This window comes from Microcoleus sp. Pol12A5 (assembly GCF_036701435.1).
In the GTDB taxonomy this organism is placed as follows: Bacteria; Cyanobacteriota; Cyanobacteriia; order Cyanobacteriales; family Microcoleaceae; genus Microcoleus.
Map to the genome: position 1 here is coordinate 1 of NZ_JAUBQU010000055.1, position 12242 is coordinate 12242.

Annotated in this window: 13 protein-coding genes; 9 read left to right on the forward strand and 4 right to left on the reverse strand. The window is 45.6% G+C overall.

The window, feature by feature from the left end; translation table 11 throughout:
* Positions 1–281 precede the first annotated feature (281 nt).
* Together QUA45_RS16030 and QUA45_RS16035 are read left to right on the forward strand one after the other, a co-directional pair.
* On the forward strand, positions 282–974 hold the full coding sequence (locus QUA45_RS16030; protein WP_333100718.1) for a YqiA/YcfP family alpha/beta fold hydrolase: 693 nt from the start codon (positions 282–284) through the stop codon (positions 972–974).
* Between the two features lie 32 nt (positions 975–1006).
* The gene (locus QUA45_RS16035) at positions 1007–1714 is read left to right on the forward strand and encodes an ROK family protein (RefSeq protein ID WP_333100716.1); all 708 of its coding nucleotides are present in this window, start codon (positions 1007–1009) and stop codon (positions 1712–1714) included.
* Between the two features lie 192 nt (positions 1715–1906).
* On the opposite strand, the gene QUA45_RS16040 is transcribed toward QUA45_RS16035, so the two are convergent.
* A complete protein-coding gene (locus tag QUA45_RS16040) occupies positions 1907–2191 on the reverse strand; it encodes a WGxxGxxG family protein (protein WP_333100715.1) in 285 nt (94 codons plus the stop codon).
* Positions 2192–2374: 183 nt separating this feature from the next.
* On the opposite strand from QUA45_RS16040, the gene QUA45_RS16045 reads away from it, so the two are divergent.
* Entirely contained in the window at positions 2375–3562 is a 1188-nt protein-coding gene (locus QUA45_RS16045; protein ID WP_333100714.1) for a histidinol-phosphate transaminase, read from the forward strand.
* A 53-nt stretch (positions 3563–3615) separates the two neighbouring features.
* Positions 3616–4011, forward strand: coding sequence for a VOC family protein (locus tag QUA45_RS16050; RefSeq protein WP_333100713.1), 396 nt, complete (start codon positions 3616–3618; stop codon positions 4009–4011).
* A 34-nt stretch (positions 4012–4045) separates the two neighbouring features.
* Here QUA45_RS16050 and QUA45_RS16055 read toward each other — a convergent pair whose 3' ends face one another.
* Entirely contained in the window at positions 4046–4624 is a 579-nt protein-coding gene (locus tag QUA45_RS16055; protein ID WP_333100711.1) for a hypothetical protein, read from the reverse strand.
* Positions 4625–4682: 58 nt separating this feature from the next.
* Here QUA45_RS16055 and QUA45_RS16060 point away from each other — a divergent pair, with 58 nt between their 5' ends.
* Together QUA45_RS16060 and QUA45_RS16065 are read left to right on the forward strand one after the other, a co-directional pair.
* Positions 4683–5108, forward strand: a complete 426-nt coding sequence (locus QUA45_RS16060) for a DUF2358 domain-containing protein (RefSeq protein WP_333221514.1) — start codon at positions 4683–4685, stop codon at positions 5106–5108.
* A 165-nt stretch (positions 5109–5273) separates the two neighbouring features.
* Positions 5274–5690, forward strand: a complete 417-nt coding sequence (locus QUA45_RS16065; RefSeq protein WP_333221492.1) for a fasciclin domain-containing protein — start codon at positions 5274–5276, stop codon at positions 5688–5690.
* Positions 5691–5885: 195 nt separating this feature from the next.
* Here QUA45_RS16065 and QUA45_RS16070 read toward each other — a convergent pair whose 3' ends face one another.
* Positions 5886–7352, reverse strand: a complete 1467-nt coding sequence (locus QUA45_RS16070; protein WP_333100707.1) for an alpha-amylase family glycosyl hydrolase — start codon at positions 7350–7352, stop codon at positions 5886–5888.
* A gap of 760 nt (positions 7353–8112) precedes the next feature.
* Here QUA45_RS16070 and QUA45_RS16075 point away from each other — a divergent pair.
* The 3 genes from QUA45_RS16075 to QUA45_RS16085 all read left to right on the forward strand — a co-directional run bounded on the left by QUA45_RS16075 (position 8113) and on the right by QUA45_RS16085 (position 11715).
* On the forward strand, positions 8113–9402 hold the full coding sequence (locus QUA45_RS16075) for a glucose-1-phosphate adenylyltransferase (RefSeq protein WP_333070968.1): 1290 nt from the start codon (positions 8113–8115) through the stop codon (positions 9400–9402).
* 717 nt (positions 9403–10119) lie between these two features.
* Positions 10120–10275 carry a hypothetical protein gene (locus QUA45_RS16080; protein ID WP_333100704.1) on the forward strand — a complete coding sequence of 52 codons (156 nt, stop codon included), beginning with the start codon at positions 10120–10122 and terminating at the stop codon, positions 10273–10275.
* A 435-nt stretch (positions 10276–10710) separates the two neighbouring features.
* Entirely contained in the window at positions 10711–11715 is a 1005-nt protein-coding gene (locus QUA45_RS16085; protein ID WP_333100702.1) for a J domain-containing protein, read from the forward strand.
* Positions 11716–11877: 162 nt separating this feature from the next.
* Here QUA45_RS16085 and QUA45_RS16090 read toward each other — a convergent pair whose 3' ends face one another.
* A complete protein-coding gene (locus QUA45_RS16090; RefSeq protein WP_333100700.1) occupies positions 11878–12153 on the reverse strand; it encodes a DUF1816 domain-containing protein in 276 nt (91 codons plus the stop codon).
* Between the last annotated feature and the right edge of the window lie 89 nt (positions 12154–12242).

A 12242-nucleotide genomic window follows, 5' to 3' on the forward strand; every position in this document is an offset into this window, starting at 1 on the left:
GAGTATGGCATTATCCGCTCTGAGTATTTTGATTGTAATTTTACATTAGCCGATCGCCCGTGACACGAGCCGATCGCCCGTGACACGAGCCGATCGCATCTCTACGGGCGATCGTCAAAAGATCTCAAATGGGTTCTATAATTTAAATCCCTGCGACTCCTTAATCTCTTCCGAAGATCGGTATATATTTCCTTTGAGTTAGCGTCTTAACTTTTTTACTTTAGTTAATAACTCATATTAAGTTAAAATAATTAGTTGGGAAGTCTCATAAATTTTTCTGGATGAATCTACAGAACCATTCGAGTTACATTTATTTACATGGATTTGCTTCAAGTCCTGATTCAGCGAAGGCTAAATATTTCCGAGATCGCTTTTCTTACCTAGGAATTGACCTAATAACTCCCGATCTCAATCAAAATGATTTTTCGGGACTCACTCTCACCCGCCAATTAAATCAAATAGAAACAGACTTTTTGTCAAGCGAATCATCCCAATCTCCAACAGAAAATGTAAAAAGTATAGGGGGAGTCACCATAATTGGGTCTAGTTTCGGGGGACTGACAGCAGCTTGGTTGGCCCAGCGACAATTGTCAGTCAAGCAAATAGTTTTGTTAGCACCGGCTTTTGACTTTATCTCCCACTGGCTGCCACTGTTGGGACAGCAACAGTTAGAAAAGTGGCAGTCTGAGAAATATTTGCCCGTTTACCACTACGGCCAACAGCGTTATGTGCCACTGAATTATCAGTTTTTGGCAGATATGGCTCAATACCCTGAAGAAAAATTAATCCGGTCAGTCCCTACGTTAATCCTTCACGGTCAGCATGATACAATAATACCGGTTCAAGCTAGCAGAAATTTTGCCGCTAACCGTCCCTGGGTGCAATTAATCGAATTAGAAGACGATCATTCTTTGGGAAATGTCCTAGCGGAAATGTGGGAAGCGATTCAAAAGTTTTGCCCATTCAAAAATTAAAATTAGACAAACTTGCAAGTCTTAACAATAAAATGACTGAACAAGATAGATCGACTCGCACCTTAGCCGTTGACATTGGCGGAAGTGGCATCAAAGTTATGGTTTTGGACAATGAAGGCGCACCCCAAACGGAACGCAGCCGTTTAGAAACGCCTCAACCACCTAAACCGGAACCGATACTAGAGGCGATCGCCTCTTTAGCCAGCGGACAAGGGGAATTTGACAGAGTATCCGTCGGTTTTCCAGGCGTCGTGCGTCTAGGCGTCATCAAAACCGCAGTGAATTTAGATCCGTCTTGGATAGATTTTGACTTAGAAACTACTCTCAAAGATCGCTTGGGAAAACCTGTGCGAGTGGCTAACGATGCGGATATTCAAGGATTGGGAGCAATTGCTGGGACGGGGGTAGAATTAGTAATTACCCTTGGCACCGGTTTTGGTTCTGCCTTATTTGTCGATGGTATCTTGGTACCAAATCTTGAGTTAGGACATCACCCGTTCCGCAAAGGGGAAACTTACGAACAGCAATTAGGCCGATCGGCATTAGATACAGTCGGTTCCAAAAGGTGGAATCGCCGTCTAGAAAAAGCGCTCACGTCTCTGCAAAATCTCTTTAACTGCGATCGCATTTACATCGGTGGCGGCAATACTAAAAAAATTGCTTTTGAGTTACCGCCACAGGTTAAAATAGTACCAAATGTGAGCGGTTTATTGGGCGGGATTGCTTTGTGGCGCGATTGAATAAACTTTGTGGCACAAATGCCCATCATCAATATCAAAGAAAATCAAAGAAACCGGATCTTTGGCTCTGATTAAAGGCAATAATCGAGTCTTGCGGTAAAAAATCCGGTTTCTGAATCCACCCACCACTGTTGATTTTGTTTTGGGCTTGGGCGGTAGCGGATCCATCGAAGAGGGTCGCCGTTGAAAAAGTTATTCGCCCATTGGATCGCGGTAGCGTTTGGGTTCATCCTTGCGAAACAGATTCGCCAAACCGAGGATGCCCAACAAACCCAAAGCACCCCAATGATTGTTGTCGTTTTTGCTTTCTTGAAAGGGAGTTCTGTCTAGAACGACTCCATTAGAACCAGTATTGTTCTGGGCTGGAGCTGAATCGGTTTGAGCTGAGGCAGGCATAGCTGAAGGGAGAACAGCCAAACTCAAAGCTATGATGGTAGCGGCGGCATTTTTAGAGATATCGGACGGCTTGACTTTCATACTTGGTTTCCACATATTAGCAGTTACTTTCTAAGAATAATCAATTTGCCGCAGCCGACGCATCAATCGATCGACAGAAACTAAATCCCTCCTCTCCTCTTGCTTTCGAGATAGAACAAGCTCTATGCTAAGTTCAGATGCTTGTAAGCAGATTATCTAAAATAAAAAGTCTAAAACTCTACCATGCTTCCCTTTATCCGAAAAGATTTAGCCGAACTTACCGCATACACTCCCCATCCGGGCGGCACATCAGGAGAACCAGCGCACTCGGAAAGGGCGATCGATCGCCTAGATACCAACGAATGCCCCTACGACTTGCCAGAGGAATTAAAAAAAAAGTTAGCTTGGAGTTACCAGCAGTTAATTGAGACAAATCGCTATCCCGACGGAGGACACGCCGTCCTCAAAGAGGCGATAGCCCAATACGTCAATGAATCCCTAAATGTCGCCCCCCTTATTAAGGGGGGGTTAGGGGGGGTGACACTGCCAAAAACCGCCATTACAGCCGACAATATTTCTGTGGGTAACGGTTCCGACGAACTAATTAGATCGCTCTTAATAGCTACTTGTTTAGGCGGACAAGGCTCTATTTTGGTAGCCAATCCCACCTTCTCGATGTATGGAATAATCGCCCAAACCCTCGGCATTCCCGTTGTAAGTGTTCAGCGGAAAGAGGAGAATTTTGAAATCGATATCGAGGCGGCTAAAAGGGCGATCGCCCAAAATCCAAATCCCCCCGTGCGCGCTGTCTTTGTCGTTCATCCCAATTCTCCCACAGCCAATGCTTTGACAACCGATGAAATAGAATGGTTGTCAACTTTACCAGAAGAGATATTAGTAGTAATTGACGAAGCTTATTTTGAATTCAGCCAAAATACTTTAGCCGACCAATTGCACCAACACCCGAATTGGATAATTTTACGCACATTTTCCAAAGCATTTAGATTGGCATCAATGAGAGTCGGATATGCGATCGCCCATCCCGAACTCGCAGCCGCCTTAGAAAAAATCCGCCTCCCCTACAACCTTCCCAGTTTCTCGCAAACTGCAGCCGAGTTAGCCTTAGCGCAGCGGCAGTTATTGCTAGCAACCATTTCCAAAACTATATCAGAAAGAACAAAATTAATTGCAGCGCTAACTCAGCATCAAAAATTACAAGTTTGGCCGAGTGCGGCTAACTTCGTTTACCTGCGGGTGAAAGCCGGCGATCGTAATTTAGCAGAAACTGAACACAAACAAATCATGCAGCAGCTAAAAGAGAGAGGTACTTTAATTCGGCATACTGGGGGAGGTTTGCGAATTACGGTGGGCAGTCCCGATGAAAATCAGCGAACCGTCTATCGAATTGGAGAAATTTTTGACAAGTCATAATATTCGGTATCCAGTTTCTGCTTGACACAAAAATAACTTTGGAGAAGATATATATGCTTCAAGGAAAGGTTTTACGAGTTGCTCGTCCAACGGATTGCCTCGATCAAGTTGTTCATTTCTACACAGAGGGTTTAGGGCTGCAAATCCTCGATAGTTTTGAAAACCATGAAGGTTTTGACGGAGTAATGGTTGGGATGCCAGGAGAAAGCCACCACTTTGAATTCATCCATCAACGGGGACATATTGTAGGTGGCGCTCCAACTCAAGACAATATTATCGTCTTTTACCTTCCTAACCAACAAGAATGGCAGCAGGCTGTTGAGCGAATGAAAGCAATTGGACTTGAGCCGGTAAACTCCTACAATCCCTACTGGGACAAAGATGGAGTGACCTTTGAAGACCCAGATGGCTATCGAGTCGTTTTGCAGAATGCCGAGTGGAGCTTGTAGCAGCGCGATCGTCGCATCAGGTATCTACACCAATTTATAACTCATCCTTTCCTTGTCGCGCCGCCCGAATGGTTTGGGGAAATACGCCTACTAAAAGTGCCAAAGCTTCATCGGGAATTTGTGCCACCGTTTCCGAATCCAAATATTGTTCAAATTGAGTTAAAACCATTTGTGCGCGTTCCAAAGCTGCTGGCTTTGCCGTTAACTGTTCCATTAACCGCACCCACTGCCGCCGAATTCCAAAAGCTTTCTGTATTTGTTCGGGAGATTGAGGGCAAACCAAACAAAAATTCCCGACGGGAATCGCCTGTTGAGAGTCAAGATCAAAAGCGCCCCCAACGGCAGCCCCAGGCCCGGCAAACTCCGCGTGGAAACGTTTAATCAAAATTAGGCCGTTCCGGCGACGGCTATCTACCATCAACAGCTTGCCGCTGTTGATTTCTACGAGAATGTCAGAGGAGTGGGGGTGTTCTGTCAAATCTGTGTCAAGGTTTCGATGTCGCAAGTCCGGGCCAGCAGAAAGGCCGGCGCGGACAATATAATTAGAAGTAAGATTAGAGCTGGATGAAGTATCAATTTTTTTCTCATCCCGCTGCCGATCGAGATTATTCATTTAAAGTTATAAATTAATACTGTCACAAGGTGGTAGTTTGAGCGCGATCGAATATCAAATGCAGGTAGAAAAAGCAGTAGACACCCTGAAAGCGGATCTCCCGACACTTGTTGAGAAAGACATCTCCTACGACATCTACACAAAAGATGTTTATTTTCAAGACCCTGTTAACAAATTTAAAGGAAAAATCAACTATCGCATTATCTTTTGGACTCTGCGATTTCACGGGCAGCTATTCTTTAGCGACATTAACTTCGACCTGCACGGCGCAAGTCAGACAGCGCCTGATACTATTGTGGCAAATTGGACTGTTCGCGGCGTCCTGCGGGTTCCGTGGAAAGCTCGGATCTTCTTCAACGGCTACTCTACTTATAAACTGGATAAAGACGGCTTAATTTACGAACATCTCGACACCTGGGACAGAAAACCCGGAGAGATTTTAAAGCAGTTTTTCCGCAAGGGGGAGGATTCCAGCCAAGGATAAGCTAAAAACGTCGATCGCCCCGATCCATCAGGGCCGGCCATCCAAATAACTTATAATGAAGAAAATAATCATCATCCCTCCGATTCATTTTCTGCTATTTGTAAATTGCTAAAATGATTGTCGCCTCTGATTCATTTTCTGCTATTTGCACTCCTGAAAAACATCATGCCAGATATTGTCGAGACTGCCACTAATGCCGGCTCTTTCAAAACACTCGTGACTGTTATTGAAGCGGCTGGTTTGTTAGATTTATTGCAAAGTCCGGGTCCCTACACCGTCTTAGCACCAACTGACGAGGCATTTGCCAAAATTCCTACAAATACTATTACGTCTTGGTTGGAAGACATACCCAAGCTCAAGAAAATTCTGACTTATCACATTCTGTTTGGAGAGGTACTAACTGAGAACTTACTTGAGTTAAGTTCTGCTGAAACAGTGGAAGGTTCTGTGGTGGGAATTGATACTTCTGACGGCATTAAAGTGAATGATGCTAAAGTTCTCAGTTCAGATATTCTTGCCGACAACGGCCTCATTCATATCATTGATTCGGTGCTACTACCAGCAATGGTTGCAGCAGAATAAAACTTGTGTTTTCGCTGATAAATTTCGGGTGCGCTAGGCGCACCTGATGCCTATAATAAATTCTAATAAATTTAGAATACGCGGGGCAAATCACCGATAAATGCCTGGTGCGCACCTTACACCCATAAATGTCTGGCGCGCACCTTCCTGCTATAAATGTAGGTCTACGGGGAGCAGATTACCCTACATTTTAAACTAATTATCCGAACCTAAAATCAAGCCAGATCGTGCCGGCAGCATCAATTCTAACTGCCGAGTTTCCCCTTCACCTTTCCAAACAAACTCGCCTTTACCGAACAGCAATTTCTCGTGAGGAGATTTCAAATTAGCTGCCTCAAAGCTAATATTAGCTTCTTCGGTCGCGACATTGACAGCAACAACTATTTCCTCATCCCCCAAAATTCGGGCAAAAACGTAAACTGTTCCTTCAGCAAACAGAATGTGGTACGCTCCAGTGCGGAGAGCTTCGTATTTGTGCCGCAAAGCTATCAACTGCTTGTGATAATCTAAAACATCGAGTTCCCAGTGAGCTTTTAAGGGGAAACCGCGACGAGAATCGGGATCTAGAGCACCGGGTAAACCAACTTCATCGCCGTAGTAAATGCTGGGAGCCCCAGGAAAAGTTAACAGCAGCAAAGTAGCGAGTTCGACGCTAGCTTTATCGCCCCCAGCAATTGACAGCAACCTAGCTGTATCGTGACTTGCCAACAAATTAAGTTGAGTTAGCTGTATCGGCCACGGGTACAGTTCCAAAACGTGCTGAATTTTGTCACCGTATTCTTTAGCAAAAAGCGGCGGATAGGGATGGTAAGAACGACCTTCTATTTGAGCTAAATCTACCCGATCACCCGCTGCAAAAGCAATAGTCGGGGCAGCAAAAAGATAATTCATTACTCCGTCAAATTGACTGCCGTCGAGCCACTCTCTGGCATCTTCCCAAACTTCGCCAACAATGTAAGCTTCGGGATTAATGGCTTTAACTCGTTCTCGAAATTCCTGCCAAAATCCCGGCGTTTTAATTTCAAAAGGAACGTCCAGCCGCCAGCCATCGATGCCGAATTTAATCCAGTATTCGGCGATTTCCATTATGTATTCTCGCACTTCTGGATTGTCGTGATTGAATTCAGGAAGTGCTCGATTCCCATCCCAACCGGCATAATTAGCAGGAAAATTGCCGTCGTAGGCAGATAGCGGCCAGCCTTCAACTTTAAACCAATCTACCCAAGGAGAATGGGGGCCGTTTTCGAGGATGTCGTGAAAGAAGAAAAAGCCGCGGCTGGCGTGGTTGAATACGCCGTCGAGGACGATTTTGATGTTGCGATCGTGGGCGGCGTCTAGAAGTTCTTTAAACGCTGGATTGCCGCCCAACATCGGATCGACTTGATAGTAGTCGTGGGTATGGTAGCGGTGATTGCTGGCCGACTGAAATATGGGGGTGAAGTAAATTGCGTTAATGCCTAAGTCTTGCAAGTAGTCTAGCTGTTCCATCACGCCCCACAAGTCGCCACCTTTGTAGCCTTGGAGGGTGGGGATGTCGTGCCATTCTTCCCACATGAAGTTTTGCAGCAGGCGTTTGCGGGGCTGTTTGCTTTTGGCGAAGCGATCGGGGAATATTTGGTAGAATACGGCGTTTTTCACCCAGTCCGGCGTTTGAATTTGCATACACTTTTTCTAGCTTTTACGGCTTAGGCTACCGTAGCAGGGGTTTCCAGGGGATCTAGCTTTTGGTAGAGAATAGACATTTAATCCCATTTGATCGATCGACAAATTGTAAAATATTACACAAATGTGCAGTCAATTTAAGATTGAAAACTGACTCTACCTATAAATTTATAGTCCCGCCGGCCTGCGCTTCCTGAGTGCTGTGGAGTTAGACAAACTCACATAACAGGAACGCCAGCAAAAACAACAGGATCAAACTCAAGCATAACCAGAGCGAACTTTGGGCCCATACAAAGCCTCACTGGGCGTGGCGGTGCCGGCCACCCTGGAAAAAGAACAACAGCGCGCGCCATCCTGGAGGGAGAAATTGCGAAAACGAGCAATTTACCTAAGAAAGTTGTTATTAACAGCCAAAATCCCCAACCTTATTCTTTCCTTAAACTGCCGTTATTTACTGAGGGGTATTTTAACTCACAACTCAAAACTTTGTTAAATATCCATTATTGATTGATGGGTATTTTAACTTAAAACTCAAAACTCAAAACTCCAGTCCCGAACGCACTCCAACTCTTATAAACCGGGTTTTTTAACTCTTATTGAGGGTGTGAAGAAGTATTTGGATTAAACAACCCGGTTTCTGCGTAAGCGACTCCACTCATAAGTGAAAACTCAAAACTTCCTTGCTCTCCCCCCTTGTCAAGAAGCCCTCACCATCCGACACTGTACTTGGAGAGTTAATCGACCCTAGGGAGAAAGTTCCTTGAAAAAAGTCTTAGCCATCATCCTCGGTGGCGGTGTAGGCACCCGCCTTTACCCCCTAACCAAACTGCGGGCCAAACCCGCAGTTCCCCTCGCAGGCAAATATCGCCTCATCGATATTCCTGTCAGCAACTGCATCAACTCCGAAATAGTCAAAATTTACGTCCTCACGCAATTCAACTCGGCATCCCTCAACCGCCACATCGCTCGCACCTACAACTTTTCCGGCTTCACCGACGGATTTGCTGAGGTGCTCGCCGCCCAGCAAACTCAGGAAAACCCCAACTGGTTTCAAGGGACAGCGGACGCAGTTCGCCAATATCTGTGGCTGCTAGAAGAGTGGGACGTTGACGAATATTTGATTCTTTCGGGCGACCACCTCTACCGCATGGACTACCAGAAGTTTGTGCAGAGACACCGCGAAACCAACGCCGATATCACCCTCTCGGTTTTGCCAATGGACGAGAAGCGGGCCTCGGATTTTGGTTTGATGAAAATCGACGACAACGGCCGCATTGTTTCTTTCAGTGAAAAGCCAAAAGGCGATGCGCTCAAACAAATGCAGGTGGATACTACTAAACTGGGACTGACAGCACAGCAGGCTCAGGAAAGTCCTTACATTGCTTCGATGGGGATTTACGTCTTCAAAAAAGAAGTTCTGATTAAACTTCTGAAAGAATCTCCCAACCAAACTGATTTTGGTAAAGAGATTATTCCGAATAATGCAAAAGACCACAACGTTCAAGCTTATTTGTTTGACGATTACTGGGAGGATATCGGAACCATTGAGGCTTTTTACGACGCTAACTTGGCGCTGACAAAACAGCCTCAGCCACCTTTCAGTTTCTACGATGAAGATGCGCCGATTTACACTCGCCCGCGTTTCTTGCCGCCGACTAAGCTTTTAGATACTCACGTAACTGAATCGATTATTGCTGAAGGCTGCATTCTCAAGCAGTGCCGGATCGACCATTCTGTGTTGGGAGTTCGATCGCGCATTGAAGCTGGATGTACGATTCAAGACACTCTAGTCATGGGTGCTGACTTCTACGAACCCGACGCCGAACGCCATTCGAGTTTGGACAACGGCGGCGTCGCCCTCGGTATCGGTGCAGATACTACAATTCGCCGCGCGATTGTGGATAAAAATGCCCGCATCGGCCGCAATGTTCAAATAATTAATAAAGACCGAGTGGAAGAAGCAAACCGCGAAAACCAAGGTTTTTACATCCGCAGCGGCATTATCGTAGTCCTGAAAAATGCCACAATTCCTGATGGAACTATCATTTAGTTATTAGTCATTAGTCATTAGTCGTCAGTCATTAATTTTTTAAGTTAAAATCTGTTACCTCTCAGCAAGTGACTGATGATAAATAAGTAAATTAGTGACAGATCACCAATGACCGATGACTGATGACTGATGACGAAATTCATTCTTTTTTTTGTTGATTATTAATTCCCACCGCTGAGGCGAGGTTGTCGAAATACTTGGCTGCATTCAAAGGCTCGCGCATTATTAATAAGGGACAGTCTCTGTTACTGTGTGCCGTGATACAGATATGTCCGATCGCCTGCGTCTGGAGAATAGCTTCTGATTCTTGTATTTGCGCTCGTAGCACGACTGACAAATGCGCTGCCCGTTTCTGAGTACAACACAACTCTCGGAACTATCTTTCCACTCGTCGCAGCAGCCGCAAGGCCAACTTAGCAAATAATTCATAATGTGAGCACCCTCGTGGCGTTAAAACCTGATCCCTTTATTATCTTATCTTAATGTTTTATAGAAGTGTGTGATGTAGCTAACAGACAGCAGAGATATTATGCTATATTAGTTTGATTAAAATCTATTCAGAGGTTGTAAAAATAAGCTTCTATAGCACTGGTCTGGGGTGAGCAAAAAATATCTCGAAATTTTGTGGGATGACGGCGCACTTTAGGGTATAATACAGTCACAATTCAGACACCAGATTCGACCGGAATTGCTGCTGAGAACCTGCTAAGATTTGCATTGAGTAAAACCTCCTATAGAGAAGTTCGATCGCACCGCGCACCGCAACAAAAGAGCAAAAAAAGCTCGCTCTTCCGCAACACTCAACCCGACGGGTACTCGCGCCAGCAACAGCAGCAGCTCTCCCGGGCTCGCTTCAACCGGGATGCACCCTAAAGCTCTCGCCTCCTCCCAAAAGCCCGAAGGCGCACAACTCCTAAAAATTTATGGTGGCAAGAGTCTTACCCTCTAAAAGTTCAAAGGTGTAGCAACCGCCCATAGGGTAAGGGTGTTGTTCATTCATTGATGAAACATTGTTTTTGTTGTCGAATGCCAAAAGCATTTCTAGACCCGGCTGCTCAGGCTGTCCTCAGCACCAGAGAGCCGAATCCTATAAAATCTCAAACAACAGCGGGGTGCGGAAATTGCGATCGTCGCGCAAGCAACAACCGAACTCGATCGAGTCCAAACCTTTGATAACCTATAATTTGAATGAGATGCCGCAGGTACTTTTACCCCTGGCATTAAACTAATTCGCCATCCTGAGGCTAATTTGGGATTTATTCTTTCTAACAACTAACAAATAACAACTAATAAAGAGGGGATTGCTTAATGGCTGCGACAGATTTTAAAGACTATTACGCTATTTTGGGACTCAACAAAACTGCCAGCTCTGACGAAATTAAAAAAACTTTCCGCAAACTAGCCCGGAAATATCACCCGGATATGAACCCCGGGAACAAAGAAGCCGAAGCTCGTTTTAAAGAAGTAAACGAAGCTTACGAAGTGCTATCAGACCCAGAAAAACGCAAAAAATACGATCAATACGGTCAATACTGGAAGCAAGCTGCCACCACTCCAGGCGGATGGCCAGGCGGGGGCGGTACGACTGTAGACTTTGGCGGCGTTGACTTCAGCCAGTACGGCAGTTTTGACGAATTTATCAATGCCTTGCTCGGCCGCGCAGGTACCAATGCCAGTAGTGCCCGCAACGCCAAGTGGAATTACAGCAACTACCGCGCAGGCGGACCCACGGGTTTTGGCGGATTTGAAGATTTTGCGGGGTATGAAAACCGCAGCGCAGGAAGCTCTCTCGACACCGAGGTGGTGGTTTCCCTGACTTTGGGGGAAGCATTTCGCGGCACTTCCAAGCGAGTCGCCACGGGCGAAGTTTCGATTCCAGCAGGAGTAAAAACTGGCAGCAAAATTCGGGTAAAAGGTAAAGGTCAAGTTGACCCGTACACCAAGCAGCAGGGAGATTTGTACCTAAAATTAGAAGTTTTGCCTCATGCTTTCTTCCAGTTTGAAGGAGAGAATTTGGTCTGCGAAGTGCCTATAACTCCCGACGAAGCGGTTTTGGGAGCTTCAATTGAAGTGCCTGCGCCTGAAGGTATGATAACTGTAAAATTTCCAGCCGGGATGCGATCGGGTCAGTCTTTGCGGTTGCGGGGCAAAGGATGGCCCAAACCCAAGAAAGACGAGCGGACTGATTTGTTAGTAAAAATTGCGATCGTGCCGCCGAAAGAAATGAGCAGTATAGAACGCGAATGCTATGAAAAAATCAAGGCAAATCGCACTTTTAATCCCCGCAGCAATATCAACCAAATGCTGCTTTGAAAAAACGTGCATTTCTCAGACGCAAATAATACCCTTTCTGACATCTTTCCTAGGGACACAGCATTGTTGTGTCCCTACTGTATGCAAGCGCGCTCTCATTTTAAAAAAACCCTGTTAAGAACTGAAATTTTATTCCCCCGTCGTTGGCAGTTTCCAACGCGATCAAGACTCTTCGCTAGCTGTTAGGTGAGTAGGTTGGCTACCTTCTTTGATGTTGATGCTAATTTTTTTAGCTCCTTTGTTCTCCAGGTCTCGGATGTACCTGTTCGAGCTGTTAGAAGCTTCCTGTCTGCTGTCATAGGGGCCAAAGTAATAGGTACGCTTTGGCGAATCAGTGTCAACTTCTACCCACCATTCGCCACGTCGAGTGCTGCTAGCAGGTTGAGCTAGCACCCAAAAGGCGGTGAAAAACATAGCCAACATAGATATTTCAAACATATTTACCTCTGGGAAGACTTAAGTAGCTTTTTCTGTTCTCTCTCAATTTATCAAGGCAACAGGATCTATCGGCTCGTCCTCAGTGCTGA

Bases quoted from the DNA above. Each gene is read 5' to 3' on its own strand.
- QUA45_RS16070 (WP_333100707.1), bottom strand. From the start codon at position 7,352: ATGCAAATTCAAACGCCGGACTGGGTGAAAAACGCCGTATTCTACCAA.
- QUA45_RS16050 (WP_333100713.1), top strand. From the start codon at position 3,616: ATGCTTCAAGGAAAGGTTTTACGAGTTGCTCGTCCAACGGATTGCCTC.
- QUA45_RS16055 (WP_333100711.1), bottom strand. From the start codon at position 4,624: ATGAATAATCTCGATCGGCAGCGGGATGAGAAAAAAATTGATACTTCA.
- QUA45_RS16060 (WP_333221514.1), top strand. From the start codon at position 4,683: ATGCAGGTAGAAAAAGCAGTAGACACCCTGAAAGCGGATCTCCCGACA.
- QUA45_RS16065 (WP_333221492.1), top strand. From the start codon at position 5,274: ATGCCAGATATTGTCGAGACTGCCACTAATGCCGGCTCTTTCAAAACA.
- QUA45_RS16030 (WP_333100718.1), top strand. From the start codon at position 282: ATGAATCTACAGAACCATTCGAGTTACATTTATTTACATGGATTTGCT.
- QUA45_RS16045 (WP_333100714.1), top strand. From the start codon at position 2,375: ATGCTTCCCTTTATCCGAAAAGATTTAGCCGAACTTACCGCATACACT.
- QUA45_RS16035 (WP_333100716.1), top strand. From the start codon at position 1,007: ATGACTGAACAAGATAGATCGACTCGCACCTTAGCCGTTGACATTGGC.
- QUA45_RS16090 (WP_333100700.1), bottom strand. From the start codon at position 12,153: ATGTTTGAAATATCTATGTTGGCTATGTTTTTCACCGCCTTTTGGGTG.
- QUA45_RS16040 (WP_333100715.1), bottom strand. From the start codon at position 2,191: ATGAAAGTCAAGCCGTCCGATATCTCTAAAAATGCCGCCGCTACCATC.
- QUA45_RS16085 (WP_333100702.1), top strand. From the start codon at position 10,711: ATGGCTGCGACAGATTTTAAAGACTATTACGCTATTTTGGGACTCAAC.